The sequence below is a fragment of the Nostoc sp. LEGE 12447 genome (assembly GCF_015206985.1).
Lineage (GTDB): Bacteria > Cyanobacteriota > Cyanobacteriia > Cyanobacteriales > Nostocaceae > Nostoc.
Window position 1 is genome coordinate 109,555 of the sequence record NZ_JADEXT010000011.1, and the last position, 18,993, is coordinate 128,547.

The following is an 18,993-nucleotide window of genomic DNA, read 5'->3' on the forward strand; positions in this document are numbered from 1 at the left end:
CCTAAACCTCGTAGATGTACCACCTAATGGAACTACGGGTTGATTGATATTGGGCAATTAGCAGCAAAAATTCTCACGAGAGTCAGCCTCATGACAGACACAACAACTACGACTACCAGCCTCAATAAATTCGAGAAATTCAAGGCGCAAAAAGATGGACTCGCCATCAGGGATGAGATAGAGAAATTTGCCGCCTTGGGCTGGGAAGCAATGGACGAAACAGATCGCGATCATCGCCTCAAGTGGGTAGGCGTGTTTTTCCGCCCTGTTACCCCAGGCAAGTTTATGATGCGGTTACGGATGCCTAATGGTATTCTCACCAGCAGTCAGATGAGTGTTTTAGCCCAAGTGGTGCAGCGTTACGGAGATGATGGGTGCGCCGATATTACCACCAGACAGAATATCCAATTACGGGGAATCAGAATTGAAGATTTACCAGATATCTTTAATAGATTTCACGCAGTTGGTTTAACCACTATCCAATCAGGGATGGATAACATCCGCAATATTACAGGCGATCCGGTGGCGGGGTTGGATGCTGATGAGTTGTACGATACAAGAGAGTTGATACAGCAAATTCAAGATATGCTCACCAACAACGGTGAAGGAAACCCAGAGTTTAGCAACTTACCACGGAAATTTAACATTGCGATCGCAGGTGGAAGAGACAATTCAGTTCACGCTGAAATTAACGATTTAGCTTTTGTTCCAGCATTTAAGGAAGGGACTGGGGACTGGGGACTAGGGACTGGGGAAAAATCTTCCGAGTCCCCAATATTTGGTTTTAACATCCTCGTCGGTGGCTTTTTCTCAGCTAAACGTTGTGAGGCGGCGATTCCTCTAAATGCTTGGGTAGTTCCAGAAGATGTGGTAGCTGTATGTAGAGCAGTTTTGGAAGTCTTTCGTGACAACGGGCCGCGTGCTAATCGGCAAAAATCCCGCTTGATGTGGCTAATTGATGAATGGGGTGTAGATAAATTTCGAGCAGAAGTAGAAAGCCGTTTGGGTAAATCATTATTACCCGCAGCCGCAAAAGACGAGATCGACTGGGAAAAACGTGACCATATTGGGGTATATAAACAAAAACAACCGGGATTAAATTACGCAGGCTTAAATATTCCTGTCGGTCGTCTTTATGCCGAAGATATGTTTGAAATTGCTCGTCTAGCGGAAGTTTTTGGCAGTAGTGAAATCCGCTTTACCGTTGAGCAAAACATCGTCATCCCCAATATTTCTGACTCACGGTTAGCAACATTTTTAACAGAACCATTACTAGAAAGGTTTTCTATTGATCCAGGTTTACTGGCGCGATCGCTAGTATCTTGCACAGGCGCACAATTTTGCAACTTCGCCCTCATCGAAACCAAAAACCGCGCCCTGGAAATGATTAAAGCCTTAGAAGAAGAGTTAATCTTTACCAATCCAGTCCGAATTCACTGGACAGGTTGCCCTAACTCTTGCGGCCAGCCCCAAGTTGCAGACATCGGCTTGATGGGAACTAAAACTCGTAAAAATGGCAAAACCCTCGAAGGTGTTGACATATATATGGGCGGTAAAGTCGGCAAAGACGCTCATTTAGGAACTTGCGTTATCAAAGGCATACCCTGCGAAGACTTGCAACCACTATTGCAAAATTTACTAATCGAAAACTTTGGGGCGAAACTCAAGCAAGAAGCCTTACTAGTTAGTAACTGCAAACTTTAAGACTTAAACTTCGACCTTAAAGACTTAACCTTCGACCTTAAAGACTTAACCTTCAAACTTAAAGACTTAAGCTTCGACCTTTAAGGCTTAACCTTCGAACTTTAAGGCTTAAGCTTCGACCTTAAAGACTTAACCTTCGACCTTAAAGACTTAAGGTTCGACCTTAAAGCCTTATCTTCTCCTACCTCTTCACCGTAGTTTATTCAATTAGAAAGATTGGAATGCTTAAAAACTTATTTTCATTTAGCGATCGCTACCGAATTTTACATCAAACTTGGTTTGCTTTCTTTCTTACCTTTGTCTGTTGGTTTAATTTTGCTCCCTTCGCTACAACCATTGGCAAAGAGCTAAGTTTAGCGCCTGAGCAAATCAAAACTTTGGGTATCTGTAACCTTGCTCTCACAATACCTGCACGGCTAATTATTGGGATGCTTCTGGATCGTTTTGGTCCCAGAATCACCTACTCAATCTTGCTGATGTTTGCGGCTGTTCCTTGTTTAGCAACGGCACTAGCGCAAGATTTTAATCAACTAGTTATCAGTCGTTTGCTGATGGGAATTGTCGGCTCTGGGTTTGTTGTCGGTATCCGTATGGTAGGGGAATGGTTCCAGCCGAAGGAGATGGGAATTGCTCAAGGCATTTATGGCGGTTGGGGTAATTTTGGGGCTTTTGGTGCAGAGTTTGCCTTACCGATACTTGCAGTTTCTACTAGCTTTTTCGCTGGTGGTGCTTCTAACTGGCGATTTGCGATCGCACTTACAGGGATCATTACAGCTATCTACGGCGTAATTTATTACAACAACGTCCAAGATACACCCACTGGTAAAGTCTACAAGAAACCGAAGAAAAATGGTTCTTTAGAAGTGACTAGTGTTAAAAGCTTCTGGGCGATGATTGTCTCGAATTTTGGTTTGATTTTCGCTTTAGGTTTATTAGCTTGGCGCTTAGAACAAAAGAACATTCACTTCCTAACTTTGAGCCAAATGTATTTGGCTTGGTTACTATTAGCAGGATTGTTTGCTTACCAAAGTTATAAAGCTTGGCAAGTAAACCGAGAACTTCTCACTGGCAAGAAAACTTACCCTGCATCTGAACGCTTCCAATTTGGTCAAGTAGCTTTACTCGAATTTACTTACATAACTAACTTTGGCAGCGAATTAGCAGTTGTTTCTATGCTCCCAGCATTCTTTGAAAAAACTTTTGCTCTAGAGCATGTTGTCGCTGGGATGATTGCTGCTACCTATCCCTTTTTGAATTTGGTTTCTCGTCCTAGTGGTGGCTTAATTTCTGATAAATTTAGCTCCCGCAAATGGACAATGACAATTATTAGTGCTGGCATCGGTGTTAGTTATTTGATTGCACATTTTATTAATGGTAACTGGCCAATTCCGCTAGCGATCGCAGTTACAATGTTTGCCGCTTACTTTGCTCAAGCTGGCTGCGGTGCAACTTACAGTATCGTACCCTTAATTAAAAAGGAAGCCACTGGACAAATTGCCGGTAATGTGGGAGCTTACGGTAATTTTGGCGGCGTAGTTTACCTAACAATTTTTAGCCTAACCGACGCTCCCACACTATTTACCACAATGGGTATAGCTGCACTAATCTGTGCTTTTATGTGTGCTTTCTTCCTCAAAGAACCAAAAGGTTCCTTTGCCGCAGCTTATGAAGGTGAATTACCAGAAACTGCCACTCAAAACCCTACCTTTATAGCGGAAAAATAGACTTCTGCATTGGACATTGTAAGAGAGATTTTCATTTTTTCTTGTGAGTGCAACTCATGAAATTTCTTGACTACCCGCTTCAAGGTGACTCGTAAAATAAGATTGTTTTTTCTCAGCGCTCTCTGCGCCTCTGTGGTTAAATAAATTACTTTTGAACCGCAGAGACGCAGAGGACACAGAGTAAAGTGCTTAAAGAATAATTTCTACACTATTCTTTACTCCCTAACATTTCTCAAACAGTCGCTAAATCTGAGGTTGCACAATCAAAATAACAAAATGGTACAACTGCCATGAGTGAATTTACCAAAACTCTTTGTCCTTACTGTGGTGTTGGTTGTGGACTAGAAGTTTCACCCCCAGCCCAACTTGGCAAAGCAACTAATCGAGATAGTGAAGGAAATCCGACTTGGCGGGTGCGCGGCGATAAAGCCCATCCATCTAGTCAAGGAATGGTTTGTGTCAAAGGCGCAACGATCGCAGAATCTTTAGATAAAAATAGATTACATTACCCAATGATGCGAGACTCTTTAGATCAAGAGTTTCGGCGCGTTAGTTGGGATGAAGCTTTTAATCTCATCACGCAGCGCATTCAAACAGTCCGCTTCACCCAGGGGACAGAAGCCTTATGTATGTACGGTTCTGGTCAGTTTCAAACCGAGGACTACTACATAGCCCAGAAGCTCATGAAAGGCTGTCTGGGTACTAATAATTTTGATGCCAACTCACGTTTATGTATGTCTAGTGCTGTGGCTGGCTACATTCAAAGCTTTGGCGCAGATGGCCCCCCATGTTGTTACGAAGACCTAGAGTTAACTGACTGTGCATTTTTAATTGGTACTAATACAGCCGAATGTCACCCCATAGTTTTTAACCGACTGGAGAAATATCATAAAAAAAACCGCAAAGTCAAAATGATCGTGGTTGATCCCCGACGCACACCAACCGCCGAAGCCGCCGACTTACATTTAGCCATTCGTCCCGGTACAGATATCGATTTGTTAAACGGCATCGCCCACTTATTGATGCGCTGGAATTACATTGATACCATGTTCATGGACGACTGCACCAGCAACTTTCCCGCTTATGCTGAGGTGATTCGCCACTATCCACCGGAAGTCGTGGCTCGTCAATGTGGAATCAGTATTGAAGATTTAGAAACAGCAGCACGCTACTGGGGTGAATCTCGGCGGGTACTGTCTTTGTGGTCAATGGGTGTGAATCAATCGTCAGAGGGAACAGCTAAGGTAAGAACTATCATCAACCTGCATCTGATGACTGGACAAATCGGCAAACCTGGGGCTGGCCCTTTTTCCCTCACTGGACAACCAAACGCAATGGGAGGAAGGGAAGCCGGTGGTTTGGCGCATTTATTACCGGGCTATCGGGTAGTGAAAAATCCCCAGCATCGGGCAGAAGTTGAGCAGTTTTGGGGACTTAAACCAGGACAGATTTCACCCAATCCCGGTTTGACTGCTTGGGATATGATTACTGGCTTGGAAAATGATGCTGTCGGGTTATTGTGGATTGCAGCTACTAATCCGGCTGTAAGTATGCCAGATTTGGAGCGAACTAAGAAGGCGTTGTTGCGATCGCCTTTTACCATTTACCAAGATGCTTATTATCCCACAGAAACCTCTGCCTATGCTCACGTTTTGCTACCAGCAGCCCAGTGGGGTGAAAAAACTGGTGTGATGACAAACTCCGAACGGGTGGTAACTTTGTGTCAAGCATTCCGCCAACCGCCAAGAGAAGCTAAAGCAGATTGGGAAATTTTCGCTGAAGTTGGACGGAGATTAGGTTTTGAAAAAGAGTTCGCCTTTGCTAACTCGGCTGAAGTTTATGCTGAATTCGTCCAATTAACTCAAAATCGCCCCTGCGATATGACAGGTATCAGTCATGAACAATTGACACAAGGCCCGACTCAATGGCCTTACCCAGCCAAGAAAGGAGAGTCAGTATTTATTGATAGTGAAACAGGACTCTTAAGTTTTCAACCAGAAGAAGAAACTTTCTCTCAAAAAGAAGCCGAGAAGAAGCGTAAGTACCATACACTCAGAACGGGAAAACGACTCTACACTGATTTACACTTTCATACCCCTGATGGACGCGCTCAATTTGGGGCATATTACTCAAAGGGATTGGCAGAACCACCAGACCCAGATTATCCTTTTGTGCTAACTAATGGGAGACTTTACGGACATTGGCACACCCAGACACGCACCGGTCGCATTGAAAAAATTTGCAAAATGCACCCCGAACCGTTTATCGAAATTCATCCCCGTGATGCGGCGAAGTTAGGTATTGTAGATAACCAATCTGTACAAGTGCGATCGCGTCGTGGTAAAGCTCAGTTTCCTGCGAAAGTGACAAAAGCGATCGCACCAGGTACAGTTTTTGTCCCTATGCACTGGGGTTCACTGTGGGCTGATAATGCCGAAGCTAACGCCCTCACCCATCCAGAATCTTGCCCAGATTCGCTGCAACCAGAATTAAAAGCCTGTGCTGTGCAGCTGATACCAATTTTTGTAGAAGTTACAGTCAAAGATTATCAATTCCAGTCATCACAATGGTAAGCTGCAAAGTGTATTTATAAAGAGGGAATTAACAATCAATCACTAATAGGTAATTTAGTCAATAATAAATAACTAATAGTGATTATAAATTTTTATGGCTCTCTACTCTTGACTCATAGCAATTACTATATATAAAAAGGCTAAATTTCTAGTAAACAGATATTTTACTAGCGTCGAGTTAAGCTATGGGAAAGAATAAAAATCAGATAGTAAACTTACAAATCATCTTTTTTTAATCCTCTAGATTCATCTATGGGATTTTCTTTTATTTAAAAATCAGGTGCAGCAAATGAAAAAGTTAATGAGGCGAATTCTCGGAGCTACCACAGATGAGAACTTCATGCACATCATTGAAAACATTGAAGTGCTAGTTTCTAAAGTTCTATCTATTTTTATGGTAGTTGTAATTTTGGTTGCGATCGGAGACTTAGCAGTTTTTATTCTTAAAGAGTTATTTACAGCTCCCTATGCAAAGTTTAACACAACCTTGTATAAAATATTTGGGTTATTTTTGAATATTTTAATTGCTTTAGAAATTTTAGAAAATATCACAGCTTATTTGCGAAAGCACGTCTTTCAAGTTGAATTAGTTATTGTCACATCTTTAATTGCTGTTGCCAGAAAAATTATCATTCTTGATTTAGAAAAAGTTTCAGGTATTGATATAATTGGTTTAGGAATTGCTATTCTCGCCCTCTCAATTAGTTACTTGATAATTCGGCTCAGTAATGACAGAAATACTCGTTAACAATAGAGCTTGATTAAGATATTTTCGGGTATAATATTTAGGAAGATATAGTTTGGTCTGAATCCACCTAAAAATATAGAGTATACGGGATAATTAAGAACAACCAAAACTCCATTTTGGATAAATTATTAGTGTGCGATCACTATTTATGTATTGTTTTTAATTACTAATTGGTGTAAATGAAATCTAAAAAATTATCCATACTTTAAAATCGTTAATTTTAAATAATCGAATTTTGAATACTTGACTATGACAGATTTTTTTCAATTTGAAGCAGACTTTGTTGATTCCCTGCGTTGTATCCCCATGCAGGTGCGCTGCAATTTAGATACTTGTGGCATTAAGCTAAAATTGTCTGATTGGAATCAAATGACTACAGCCGAACGTCAAGCTTTAGTCGATTTACCTTGCACAACAGAAACGGAAATTCAGTCTTACCGCGAACATATCGAACAATTAATTCTAGAACGCACGGGTATACCAGCTACAAAATTACCCATTGAGCCACATCCTGCATGGCTAGACTCTAATACCGTACCACCTAGCCTCCAGGAAAAAGCTCAAGAAATAGGTGTAAACCTGACACCGCAACATTGGGCAGCTTTAACGCCTTTACAGCGTTTTGCCTTAATTAAACTCAGTCGCCCAGGGCATGAAAGCAAAAATTTTAAGAGAGCGATCGCAGAATTTAATCTGCTTTAATTACAGAATAAAAGTATTCAGTGCATTACACTTTGTTAACTTGCCATCATCAAATGATACATTATCGCCGAGTGAGTGCTGTAATGTGTCAAAAATTTGTGCGTCTGCTCACGCCTAATAGACTCAACTCTAAATTAATATTTATTTTATAAACAACTGCTAAATATTGATTCTAGACTATTGACTATTAACTAATAGGTGGGGGTAGAAAATATGGCTGCAAAGAAACTTTTGATGCTGGTTGGGGACTATGTAGAAGACTATGAAGTGATGGTTCCTTTTCAGGCGTTACAAATGGTGGGGCATACCGTCCATGCAGTTTGCCCAGACAAAAAAGCTGGTGACAAGGTGCGGACAGCAGTTCATGACTTTGAAGGAGATCAAACTTATAGTGAAAAACCCGGTCACAATTTCACTTTAAATGCTACTTTCGCGGAAGTAGACGCTGCAACTTATGATGGCTTAATCATTCCCGGAGGAAGGGCACCAGAATATATCCGCCTGAATCAGCAGGTACTAGAAATCACCCGTCACTTTGCCCAAACGAAAAAACCGATTGCTGCCATCTGCCACGGCTTACAGTTATTAGCAACTGCCGATGTACTGCAAGGGAAGAGATGCACTGGGTACCCTGCTTGTAGTCCAGATGTCAAGAGTGCTGGAGGGATTTATGTTGATATCGCTGTTGATGAGGCAATAGTTGATGGTAATTTGGTAACGGCACCAGCTTGGCCTGCTCACCCCCGTTGGCTGGCAGAATTCCTGATAGTACTTGGAACTAAGATTGAACACCCACAACTAGCTACAGTTATTTGAGCCAATACACCGAAAATCTTTTGGGGCGATATTCAGGGCAGTTTCTTTACCTACTCCCTACTTCAAATAGACTGTGGCAAAAACAGCTGACCTTTAAAGTGAGACTCCTACGGACGCTCGATTACTCGCTACCGCCAGTTACTCATTGAGAAACTCTCTTCTTTACAAGACACTTTGCGTTCGCAGAGCGTTCCGTAAAGCCTCCGGTATAGCTCCGCTTAGGGCGCAGCCTCTGTGTCCCTTTGGAAGAAGACCATACTAGCTCGCAACAGACCACGAGAAATTATATATTTTCTAAATGAAACTAAATGCAGTAAAAACTACTGTTTTTTGATAAATTGCTTTGGATGAAATTTACCGCTAGGATGTCAAAAGCAGACAAGCCATATAGTCTGATTCATCCGCATGACAAGCCCATTTAGGACAAACTCTCAGTACATGGAATACTTATTAACATTAGATGAAACAATTTGAAATTTCCCTTCTAGAATTTTAAATTTCTTAGCAGTAAGTGAAGCTATAGTGGATTTAGCAATGCTGCTGTTAATGTGGCTAAGGTTAGTCCTGCTGCCAAATTATATGAAGAAGAATTAGTTTAGAAACGCACACTAACTCGATGACAGGCAAAAACGCAAGACATAATGCATTTCTGCGGCTAGTGTCTGGTAATGGGGCAGCTTCTGGATCAGAATCTCGCTACTCGCTGCCCCCCAGCAAAGAGATGGTAATTGGACGCGACCCCAGCTGCCAAGTTGTCTTGGATGCCATGATGTACCGGATGGTATCTCGTCGTCATGCAGTAGTTCGTCCCCTCTCTTTATCGCCAGATAGCAAATTCAGCTGGGTGCTTTGTGATTTAAATAGTGCTAATGGTACTTATTTGAATGGACAACGCTTGTATGAATGTCAGGAATTGCACCCAGGCGATCGCATTTCTCTAGGTGCTGATGGCCCGCAATACGTTTTTGAGTACGAATTTACTTACCAAGCCCCGGCCACAACAGTTAACCAAGTTACACCATTACCTTCGGCAACAAATTACCACGGTCACACGCAATTAAAGCAGCCAGATTCTGTTAGCTTCACTCAGCTTTTCCCCATTATTTCCACTGGTAAAGATTTAACTCGGAAAGCTTACCTCGTACCGGGAATACTGACCGTAATCTTTGTAGTGTTAATGTTTGCTACAGTCGGTCAGCCCCAAGCTAATCAAATTATCGTTGCAACTTATATCGCCTTCGCTGCCTACTATTTTGTTTACCAACTTTGCGGTAAACAAAAGCCTTGGTGGGTGCTAATGGCTGCGGCATTGAGTACAACGTTGATTTTACTCAGTCCACTATTGGATGTATTTATTTTCGTGTTTCGCGGTATTCTTCCGGGAAACTTGCCCTCACCCCAAGAATCTACCACCTTTACAGAGTTACTGGTACGGATGTTTTTTGGTGCTGGGTTGATGGAGGAATTACTCAAGGCATTACCTGTGTTAGGGGCGTTTGCCATCGGTAGAATGTTATCTTCACCTTGGCGGGAAAAGATCGGCGTTTGGGAACCCCTAGATGGTATTCTCCTGGGAACGGCTTCTGCTGTAGGCTTCACTCTATTGGAAACTCTTGGACAATATGTGCCCGATATTGCACAACAGGTAGGTATAGGCGCTGCTGGTCAATTAGCGGGTTTACAACTGCTAATTCCGAGAATTTTAGGCTCTGTAGCAGGACACATGGCTTATAGTGGCTACCTGGGCTATTTTATCGGGTTGGCTGTTCTCAAGCCCAGTAGAAGTTGGCAAATTCTTTCTATTGGTTATCTTAGTGCTGCTGCGCTCCATGCCCTGTGGAATGCTACAGGATCTATTAATGCCTTGCTGTTGGTAGTTGTTGGGGTGTTATCTTACGCCTTTTTGATGGCGGCAATTCTGAAGGCACGGGCGCTATCACCTACGCGATCGCAAAATTTCGCTACCCGATTTCTAGGCCCAAAATAAGAGATGAAGAAGCTGGAATCAGGGAGCAGAGGAGCAAGGGAATAATTTGAATATTTATATCTTTGGATAGATGGCCTAGTTAGAAAATAAGCGTACTGTAAATTTACTCTGGGGTAACTATGCCTGAAAAATAAAAATCATTTAACTTCTTGCAAAAGTCTTGATTTTTGACTCTTGTTTTGCGCCTCTGCATAATGTAAATCAACATCTTTGCAAGAGATGACGCTGAACGTATAGCGATTACAAAGCGTGGGCTATCCGAACACAGCGCATGATGAAAAGATTTTGGCTTTCTCTACTTTTTCTATTGCCCGTTACCGATCAACTGTCACTGATTCCCGATTTTATAGTTCAGACTGAGACTGGTTGAGTTGAGTAAAAGCATAAGAAGCGATCGCTAAAGTGACCTTTGCTTTCTCTACTTCTGATAAAGCTGTCCACTCGCTATTGTTAAGATTACTTATGGCAGATGCCGAGTTTTTCGATTCGCTACTTCGCATAGCGTAAGCAAAAGGACGAGCTAAAACTAAAAGATCCTCAGTTCCCCAAGTTGGTAACACTGTCTGAACGCACTCAACTAGTTGTTCACCTATTGATTGCTGGGCAGCAAAAATCTCAGCAGCTTTCTGGGCGATGGTATTGAGCAATGTTTGGGGGACACAGGCAGCAAAAGTATTACGTAGTGTTTCTTGAAGATTCAGCACTAGTGATTGTTGGGGATTGTCATTATAGCTTGACGTAAGGGAGATATTAGACCAAAGTGTATCCAGATTGCTATAAAAATCTTGCGATCGCGTTGTCAGTTCTTCCTCAAGTAAATCTTGCATTCCGAACTGTTGTTCTAATTCCTGAAAATAAGCTTCAGATTCTTCATCAGCTGGATTCCAGGGATAGGTAGCATCGTCTGGTTCTAGTAGTGCTTCTAATAAATCTAAATCTACTTGAGATGGCAAAGAAGAGAAGGTGTCTGAGCCGTTGATTTGTTTAGCCATTTTTTATTTTCTCCCGATTATTTGGTGGTATTGACAACTACAATTCCTTACAAGAGATTTCCGCAAAAACAGTTGATTTTTTCTCTGGAAAAAATAGATTTTAAAAGCTGATGTTAAACATGAAAATTCATTTCTGCAATAGCTATACTAGGAGTCTTCAATAATAAACTCCCAAGTTTCGCCTCTAGCACTTCCAAACTTTAACTGCATTCCCGATTTCAGGGGTACTTCCTCTCGGAGGATTTGTTGCCATCCATTAGGGCCTAAAAACCAGGTTGTACCGTATGTGGAAAAATCTTGCAAATAATAAGTTCGCACCAATGTAGCATCAGTAAGAGTATTACGGCAGAAGATTTCGGCGTGGCGTTTGGATACAGATGGTTCGGCGATGACAATATCATTATCTTTCGTGCGACCAATACGGGTAACTCCATAACGCAACAACCAGGTTTTACCTTTTGGAGTAAGCGATCGCAACGAAGCAGTTGGAAGCGGTGAACCTATATCAGGAATGGCTGTGTCTGGCAGTTCGGTAATGCCTTCATCTAGATTCTTAATGAGTTCGCCATTAAAATCTGGATGCAGGTAGAGAACAGGCAAAGTCCAAGCTGGTTGATTAAATTTATACAGTGTTAATAACTCTTGTCTAGCCAGTGATACGGCTTCATCTATGGGTTTATGCGATCGCAAAGCTTCGGTAAACGCTTGAATAAAACTGTGACTTTCGTGATCGGCGATTTCATCGCGCATCCCCAAAACGGCAGGTACGCCATGACGGATCAGTACTTCGGCTAAACTACTGGCAGGTATGGCTTGATGATTAATAGCAGCTGGTTGTGCGCCCCAACAGGCGTTGAAAAGTGCTAGTTTCACACCTGTACGGGTCAAAACTTGCGCCAATTCTATCCCATTCAGGGGCATATCTGGTCGCAAAAACAGTAATCCTCCATCTGCTCCTGGCAAACCATGTCCAGCGTAAAAGAAAACGTTATATGCTTTGGTTTCTAATTCTTGAATCAACTCTTGTGGAGTTGGTTGTATAAGTTTATTCACTATACAAGGTGCATATCTTTGAGAATTACCACCCACAGGTGTATCTACAAGACTTTGCTGTAAAATAGCCGCTTCTTGTTCTAGTTGCAGCTTTTCATCATGACCTAAAACCAGCAAAATACTTAAAGCTTGGTCAGTTCGCAAATACGGTAATGGGTCAACTTCACTGCTGGTACGACTAAATAGCAAATCTTGGGAGAGAGACATTGCCGATTGACCAGGCTCACGCTGCATAATTTCCCAAGGGAGAGCGATGAGATCCGGGTCACGAATTTCTAGCCGAAAGCGCAAACGTGTATGCTGACCCATAGCAATCCCGCGACTGCGTTCTAGACTACCGAGAATTTGTCCGTCAAATACCCAGCGCCATAAATTCATTCCCAAGTATTGCATCAGACGACTGGTGTAAGGCCCAGTGGTTTGACCAGAAGGGGGCGAAATCCAATCGATGGAGAATTGGTTCGACTTTTGAGATGTTGAGTTTGGGGAAATATCTAGCCGACTATGGCCAGCAAACATCTGCTGCCATTCTTGCCAGACTTGATTGAGTTCAACAGGCCATACACAGTCACGTAAAACGTAGCCACTGGGATAGGGAGCCTTGACCACCCAAATGGCGAAGTTGTCAGTGCCAGTGTTTAATAGACGGGCGATCGCCAAATTCAGGGATGGCATGGATTCATAAAACTCAAAGCTAAAAACAATGGAAGGAGGCAGGAGGTAGGATAGCGCCGGCGGCAAGCGAGTCCACGAACATCAGGTAGTTTTTCTCCAGGAAGAACTGCCCTCTGCGGCTCGACTAAGCGATCGCCGAATGTCCTCCTGCCTTTCTTGATAATTTAAAATAACAATTCTTCAAGGTGAAAATTTTCTATTTTTTGACCTTGTAAGCTTTTTACTTTGATTGTTACTTGTTATTATTCCAGGTTTTTACCAGTTTATCGAGTATTTGATTAAGTTGGACTGGTGTCAGCTGATGGAGTAGCTGGCGGTTGCGTAACTGTTGGACAGGGATTTGGTACATCTGATTGTAAAACAGATACACCAAAGCTTTTTAGTTGGGATAAGTCCAGCAATACTGCTTCCGGTAAAGGTTTCAAATTGGGTGGAATTGAGGAATTTACTGCTGGTTTATTAGTATTAGCTGGAGTTGGCGTGTTTTTGCTTGGACAGACTCGCATAGAAACCGAAAGATTTCCAGAAGCAGGTTTGGAATTTGGATTTGTGTTGATAACTTGTAAAAAAGCTCCAGGGGGAAGCGATGGTTTATTTCTCAAGGGGATTTCCTTGTTGGTTTGAATTACCCAGCCAGGAGAAAGGTTATCAAGCGATCGCGCTACGGGTGTTGCTTGGGTGTTAGGCTTTTGAGTTGGTGTGGGATTGGGAAGAAATGGAAATAAGCCTGATGGCGATCGCAATTCCTTGACGAACAGTCCTAAAGAGCCTGCTATCACCACAAATATTAAAGGAACAATCCACTGTAGCGGTAATTGGCGATTTTTAGCAGGCTCAGTGTCGGGAATCACCTGAGTTTTGTGGTTTGGGCTACCTAAAAGGCTTGTATCTGTTGCCCTGGATGCAAAATCAACAGTTTTGGCAGAATAACTCTCTGGAATGAAGGCTTTGATGGTAATTTCTGGTTCCCAGTATTGGACTTGATAATGAACTAAAGCGATGGTGACATTATCGTGTCCGTTTTTAGTATTAGCAATTTCGATTAATCTATCGGCAACATTGGCGATGTTTGCTTCCCCAACTAGAATCGGCAAAATTTCTGTTTCCCAGTATTCCTCCACCCGATCAAAATCACTCAAACCATCGGATGTGAGCAGAAAAATCGCATCTTCGTCGAGCATAAACCGTGCCGAGGTGGGATGCAATGAAGTGCTGGGCCCCATACCCAAAGCCTGGACGAGAGAGCCGGCAGAACTTTGTTGTACAGCGTCGCGGTAAATGGCATAGCCTAGACGCACTTCACGGGAAGCGACATCATCATCAAGGGTAACTTGATAACAGCCTTGGCGGGTAATCCAGTAAGCACGACTATCACCTACATGGGTAATGTACATTTCGTGTGCAACAGGCAATGCCATGACTAAAGTCGTGCCCATACGCTGCCGCCCTTGGCGATTTTCACTGTCATTGCGCTGACTAATTTTGTCATTGGCAATTGCCACTGCTTTTTCTAGGTCATTCAGCAGTAGTGAGGGGTCTATGTGGTCGTAGGGAACTTTTGTTAATTGCTGTACCTGTTGCTGGATCGTTTCAATGGCTAAATTTGAGGCGACATTGCCACCTTCGTGACCACCGATGCCATCACAGACGATTGCTAAAGCTGTTGGCTGGGGTGGTTTGCTGATCAGAGTTCCACTGGGAGGGCTACAAGCATCTTCGTTGCGTTGGCGACTTGGGCCAGTGTCGGTTTTGGTGATAATTTTGATCGTGGGCGTTTGCGATCGCCCTAATTGTGCAAGTCCCTGATCTAAAACTGTAATCAATTGGTCAGTTGAGTTAATCTCTCCCTGAATTAAAGAAAGGCTAACCTGCTCAACAAATTCAGTTATGGCTGGTTTGGCTTCATGTACCAACTGCTGCCAAAATTCACCTAACTGCGGCAATTCTGGCGATATTTCGCTGTCGAAACGCAAATCCAACAACCGGACTAACGATCCTTCTACCCGTAATACAGATGAGTCAAGCAAGCTAGAAGCGACACCTTCACTTGCCAGAGGTTGCCACAGATGAGCTATTTGCCATAACCAATTGAGTTGGCGCATCGATGTTGCATCACGCCAAGCGGTGGTTAACTCGCTGCCCAAATCCACTTGGATTGTGTCATCTACTAATAGTGGCGGTTTAAATAGTGGCGGTTTTTCTAAGAGTAATATTTCTCTTTCATGGGAAGATCCGTCAGCTATAAAAATCACTCCATATACCTGTGGTACGTGTAAGCGATAGGGAATGAGTCTCAGGTAAGCTCTTAGAGGCTGTAAATTCTCTAACTCAGGTGTTAGCGCTAAGAAACCAGGTTTCGTGTCTAAAAGAATAAATTTATCAACGACTAAATAGCGATCGGCTAATATTTCTCCAGGGCTACCCACACTTGGGCCATCTACCACAGCCCAGAGATAATTTTTGGGTAAGGGCGTGGAACATCGCTGGCAAAACTTGTGAGTCAGGGGGTTGGCAGCCTGACAATTTTCATTTGGACAGTAGAGCGTTGCCGCGTCATTTTCCATAGTTTTCGCACCGATCAGCGATTGGCAATTTCTTTAACAGCATTATTAGGGACAATCTAGACCGCTCATCTTTCTTAAAATTGACATACCCAGACTTTAGATGATGATTTTAGCTGGCGATATCAGCAGGTGCTAATACTTAACTTATCTAAAAAACACGCTCCTAAGTCAACCCTCCAGCCTCATCATAGCTTCTATTGCTCTGTGACTCTCAATCGCCAAAGCAACTAGCTCCAACCCTGTTAACAAAGCATAACCCAAGCATAACTGCGCCCCAAGCTTTTGCTGAATTATCGCATCATCAAGAGGCAGTGAATGTTGGCATTTATTTAGTTTATAAGTAGGATAGCAACAATTAACTTTAATTAAGAATTAAGAATAGCAAATATAATTTTGGCAAAATTAGCGGATAAATTCCCCCTTCCTACGTCGGGAAAGGGGATTTTTAGTCGGCTTTTGCTGATAAGTTGCCTGAATTGTCAGAAGGGTTCAGCCAGACTCCTAGCAACTTTTTAGCTTACTTGTTTGTCGTCAATTGCAACTTGGGGGACTCCCATGCTGTAGTTGGTAACGCGCGCAGACAGATTGTAGCTGATTTCGCCGCCTTGCAGGAGCGATCGCAGATAATGCTCTAAGTCTGACCCCACACGGCGCAAATTATAGTCCGTGAGGTCTGCGCCACTGGATGCTTCTACTAGTTCATCAAATTTTCGATAAACTTTTTGCAGCGCGTCTTCATTCCAGTTAAATTCGTTATCTGGGTCAATATCTAACGTTAAGACCTGTTGACTTGGAACTAGGTCGCCATCCCGGTCAATTTCGCCTGCAAAAATGCGGACATGACGGGTTGTGGACTTGAGCAGCATCGGGTTATCCATAAAAGGGTGTAAGATTTGGGTGGATTACACTGAAATTATTGTAAACGCTATATTCAAGCTTGAATGCTCTCAATTTACAAGCTTTGAACGCAGTTTCAAAAGGGTATATTGAATGGGCATAAGTAAAAATATCACCTGTACTGATTAACTTACTACTTCTGTTATGAGTTCAAGACACATTTAGCAGCTAGTACTGTCAGTAGCCCAATTATTTTTCTGTAAAAATTACTTTTTCATTTAGGGTATACAAACAAGCCATAGTGGTGTGTGAATCTTAACTACTTCTAGGATTTTCTTACTCATAAAGCCTAAAAGCCAGTAAGGTGAAGCACTCATAAGGAATAATTTGATCTGTGTACATTTTTCTATGGAGAACAAAAGTTTTTACCTTAATAATTCTGCTGATGAATTTCTTCGGAATTTTCTATTGCAAAAAACGTACATCAAGTAATTTCACTGAATAGTGCTACATCGACCTCTGGCTGTAATAAGTTCAAAAAAATAGGCGATTTTACTTACGTATAAACACCAAAATTAAAGTAACAAGTCCAACTGTTATTGACGTTCACATAAAGTTGATGTAAAAAGCTTTAAAAAGGTTGAACAACTTCTTACAGAAACTTTATTGTGTAGAATCTTAAAAACTGAATAATAGTTATGGCTTACCATAAGCTACATCTGGCACAGGAACATCAGAATCTAGACAGTGAAAATTTAGCTTGTAAATAAAACACAGGAGAGTGAAATGGATTACAAAAGTGATTGATGAAGAAAAATTCTTAATTCAAGCACTTTGGATTCAAAAGAGATATAAAGAATTTTTGCTGGACATCTACCTCCTTACCCTCATGACAACCAAGTAAAGGAATCTCAATAGTTATGAACTCCAAAGCATTACCACGCCAGATAAATAATCTCGAAGTAGGTGTTTATGAGTGCGAAATCCATCTCAAATTCCGGTTGATTGAGGAAAAGAGTCTATTGAGCGATCGCGAGCAACTCTTACAAGTGCTACTTGATGCTTTAACCGAAGGATCTGATGACTTTCTAGAGACGCTACAAGCGTCCGTTAAAGCGCAGGAAGTGTCTGAGTTTAAAGCTTCACCTCAAATGCGCCGTCAGCTTATGCGCTTGCGTAATGCTGCTGAAAATCCACCTACTTAAATGTGTAATTTAAGTAGTGAGAAGCATGAATTGGGCATCAAATCAAATGTTGATCCCATAGCCCCGTTGCAATAAAAACTAAGCAGCAAGTAGAATTCATCAAATTTTGTGATTTTTACTTTGTGAAAGTCTTATTTAGCAGCGCAAAGTCCCAGGAACAGTTTCCTCTATTAAAAAACTTTGTAGCAAAGGGTACTGGTAGAATCTGAGAGCCAACTCAGCCGGGTGCATTTTACCGAGTTTTTATCAAAAATTGCAGGAAGAAAAACCTGTGTCTTTACAGATGGGGAATTGGACAACAGGCGCGAATCCAATGAAAACCTAAAAGACCAAAGTAAACATAAATAACCTTGCTTTTAGCTTTTTACTTTAGCTAAGTGCCTGATTTGCTGAAATACTTATGTTTGATCTATTACCAGTATTAGGTTATGGTTTGGCAGCCAGTTACCTATTACCAATTACCTAAGAGTAAGGGAGCAGGGGAAGATGAGGGAAATAAGGAAGAAGCAGGGGAGCAGGGAGCGCAGGAGGAAGAAGTATTGATTTTCTCCCTTGCGCCCTGCCCCCTGCACCTCTGCCTCTTTTGCCCACAATACCTATTTAGCCAGACCGTGTTCTAGAGCAAAGCGAACTAACTCTGTACGGCTGTTAGTGCCAGTTTTACTAAACAAACGGCTGACGTACTTTTCTACATTGCGGACGCTGGTTTCCAAACGACGGGCGATTTCTTTATTCATCAACCCTTCAGCGACCAAGTTTAAAACACTTTGTTCTCTGGGAGTCAAATCAATTTTAAAAGGGGCTGGCGATTGGGAAATGGCATTTCTTTGGGTTAATAATGCTTTAATTTGGGCAATTTGATTGGCTAGTTCAGCAAGATCGGGTGTTTCAGTGTCATCTCCTGTAGTTTTAGCCTTAGCATCGCGGCGGGCTAGTAAATTTTCGACTATAGCCACTAACTCATCAGGATCGAAGGGTTTGGGTAAATAGGCATCAACACCAGCATGATAGCCTTGGATGCGATCGCCAGTCATACCCTTAGCAGTTAAAAATACTACCGGCAGCGCTTGGAAGCGGGGATCTTCTCGAAGTTGCTTGAGGAACTGATAGCCATCCACCTGGGGCATCATGACATCGGATATCACTAAGTCAGGTGTATTCATCTGCATCCATTCCCAACCTTCAAGGGCGTTACTGGCGACTTGAACGCTGAAACCGCTCTCTTGCAAATAGTCTTTCACGGCTTCCCGTATCCCTGGTTCATCATCCACCAGTAACAATTGTGCTGACATTTAAGATTTCCTTGAGTTTTCCTTTTTCCAATTTAGCGAAAGTTGACAGTCATTGAACATTCTGAATTTATCTCTACAGCCCCTAAAACTTCTAAAGTTGACATCTTGGGCTCGTTCAACC

At 42.3% G+C, this 18,993-nt stretch carries 13 protein-coding genes; 8 read left to right on the plus strand and 5 right to left on the minus strand.

The features are described from left to right. The first annotated feature begins 90 nt into the window (after positions 1-90). The 7 genes from IQ274_RS14490 (at position 91) to IQ274_RS14520 (ending at position 10,254) form a co-directional block, all read left to right on the plus strand. Entirely contained in the window at positions 91-1,704 is a 1,614-nt protein-coding gene (locus IQ274_RS14490) for a ferredoxin--nitrite reductase (protein WP_194142661.1), read from the plus strand. A gap of 221 nt (positions 1,705-1,925) precedes the next feature. Then, positions 1,926-3,428, plus strand: coding sequence for a NarK family nitrate/nitrite MFS transporter (locus tag IQ274_RS14495; protein ID WP_194142662.1), 1,503 nt, complete (start codon positions 1,926-1,928; stop codon positions 3,426-3,428). Positions 3,429-3,718: 290 nt separating this feature from the next. Next, a complete protein-coding gene (locus tag IQ274_RS14500; protein ID WP_194142663.1) occupies positions 3,719-6,001 on the plus strand; it encodes a molybdopterin oxidoreductase family protein in 2,283 nt (760 codons plus the stop codon). A 289-nt stretch (positions 6,002-6,290) separates the two neighbouring features. Further along, on the plus strand, positions 6,291-6,749 hold the full coding sequence (locus IQ274_RS14505) for a phosphate-starvation-inducible PsiE family protein (RefSeq protein ID WP_194142664.1): 459 nt from the start codon (positions 6,291-6,293) through the stop codon (positions 6,747-6,749). Positions 6,750-6,998: 249 nt separating this feature from the next. Further along, the gene (locus IQ274_RS14510) at positions 6,999-7,451 is read left to right on the plus strand and encodes a nitrate reductase associated protein (protein WP_194142665.1); all 453 of its coding nucleotides are present in this window, start codon (positions 6,999-7,001) and stop codon (positions 7,449-7,451) included. Between the two features lie 213 nt (positions 7,452-7,664). Further along, positions 7,665-8,267, plus strand: coding sequence for a DJ-1/PfpI family protein (locus tag IQ274_RS14515; RefSeq protein WP_194142666.1), 603 nt, complete (start codon positions 7,665-7,667; stop codon positions 8,265-8,267). 616 nt (positions 8,268-8,883) lie between these two features. Continuing rightward, positions 8,884-10,254, plus strand: coding sequence for a PrsW family glutamic-type intramembrane protease (locus IQ274_RS14520; protein ID WP_163926860.1), 1,371 nt, complete (start codon positions 8,884-8,886; stop codon positions 10,252-10,254). Between the two features lie 344 nt (positions 10,255-10,598). Here the strand turns inward: IQ274_RS14520 and IQ274_RS14525 are convergent, their stop codons facing one another. The 4 genes from IQ274_RS14525 to IQ274_RS14540 all read right to left on the minus strand — a co-directional run bounded on the left by IQ274_RS14525 (position 10,599) and on the right by IQ274_RS14540 (position 16,416). Beyond that, entirely contained in the window at positions 10,599-11,246 is a 648-nt protein-coding gene (locus tag IQ274_RS14525) for a hypothetical protein (protein WP_163926859.1), read from the minus strand. A gap of 147 nt (positions 11,247-11,393) precedes the next feature. Beyond that, a complete protein-coding gene (locus IQ274_RS14530; RefSeq protein ID WP_190933941.1) occupies positions 11,394-12,974 on the minus strand; it encodes a CHAT domain-containing protein in 1,581 nt (526 codons plus the stop codon). 278 nt (positions 12,975-13,252) lie between these two features. After that, on the minus strand, positions 13,253-15,538 hold the full coding sequence (locus IQ274_RS14535; RefSeq protein WP_194142667.1) for a protein phosphatase 2C domain-containing protein: 2,286 nt from the start codon (positions 15,536-15,538) through the stop codon (positions 13,253-13,255). A gap of 512 nt (positions 15,539-16,050) precedes the next feature. Then, positions 16,051-16,416: an NAD(P)H-quinone oxidoreductase subunit M gene (locus tag IQ274_RS14540; RefSeq protein ID WP_114081065.1), complete on the minus strand. Its 366-nt coding sequence runs from the start codon at positions 16,414-16,416 to the stop codon at positions 16,051-16,053. 879 nt (positions 16,417-17,295) lie between these two features. Here IQ274_RS14540 and IQ274_RS14545 point away from each other — a divergent pair. After that, positions 17,296-17,580, plus strand: a complete 285-nt coding sequence (locus tag IQ274_RS14545; RefSeq protein ID WP_012408225.1) for an Npun_R1517 family heterocyst differentiation transcriptional regulator — start codon at positions 17,296-17,298, stop codon at positions 17,578-17,580. Positions 17,581-18,176: 596 nt separating this feature from the next. Here IQ274_RS14545 and IQ274_RS14550 read toward each other — a convergent pair. Continuing rightward, positions 18,177-18,872, minus strand: a complete 696-nt coding sequence (locus IQ274_RS14550; RefSeq protein ID WP_163926856.1) for a response regulator transcription factor — start codon at positions 18,870-18,872, stop codon at positions 18,177-18,179. Positions 18,873-18,993 lie beyond the last annotated feature (121 nt).

What these genes read in the sequence shown, in the direction of transcription:
- IQ274_RS14490 (WP_194142661.1), top strand. Translation starts at nt 91, where the DNA reads ATGACAGACACAACAACTACGACTACCAGCCTCAATAAATTCGAGAAA.
- IQ274_RS14495 (WP_194142662.1), top strand. Translation starts at nt 1,926, where the DNA reads ATGCTTAAAAACTTATTTTCATTTAGCGATCGCTACCGAATTTTACAT.
- IQ274_RS14500 (WP_194142663.1), top strand. Translation starts at nt 3,719, where the DNA reads ATGAGTGAATTTACCAAAACTCTTTGTCCTTACTGTGGTGTTGGTTGT.
- IQ274_RS14505 (WP_194142664.1), top strand. Translation starts at nt 6,291, where the DNA reads ATGAAAAAGTTAATGAGGCGAATTCTCGGAGCTACCACAGATGAGAAC.
- IQ274_RS14510 (WP_194142665.1), top strand. Translation starts at nt 6,999, where the DNA reads ATGACAGATTTTTTTCAATTTGAAGCAGACTTTGTTGATTCCCTGCGT.
- IQ274_RS14515 (WP_194142666.1), top strand. Translation starts at nt 7,665, where the DNA reads ATGGCTGCAAAGAAACTTTTGATGCTGGTTGGGGACTATGTAGAAGAC.
- IQ274_RS14520 (WP_163926860.1), top strand. Translation starts at nt 8,884, where the DNA reads ATGACAGGCAAAAACGCAAGACATAATGCATTTCTGCGGCTAGTGTCT.
- IQ274_RS14525 (WP_163926859.1), bottom strand. Translation starts at nt 11,246, where the DNA reads ATGGCTAAACAAATCAACGGCTCAGACACCTTCTCTTCTTTGCCATCT.
- IQ274_RS14530 (WP_190933941.1), bottom strand. Translation starts at nt 12,974, where the DNA reads ATGCCATCCCTGAATTTGGCGATCGCCCGTCTATTAAACACTGGCACT.
- IQ274_RS14535 (WP_194142667.1), bottom strand. Translation starts at nt 15,538, where the DNA reads ATGGAAAATGACGCGGCAACGCTCTACTGTCCAAATGAAAATTGTCAG.
- IQ274_RS14540 (WP_114081065.1), bottom strand. Translation starts at nt 16,416, where the DNA reads ATGGATAACCCGATGCTGCTCAAGTCCACAACCCGTCATGTCCGCATT.
- IQ274_RS14545 (WP_012408225.1), top strand. Translation starts at nt 17,296, where the DNA reads ATGAACTCCAAAGCATTACCACGCCAGATAAATAATCTCGAAGTAGGT.
- IQ274_RS14550 (WP_163926856.1), bottom strand. Translation starts at nt 18,872, where the DNA reads ATGTCAGCACAATTGTTACTGGTGGATGATGAACCAGGGATACGGGAA.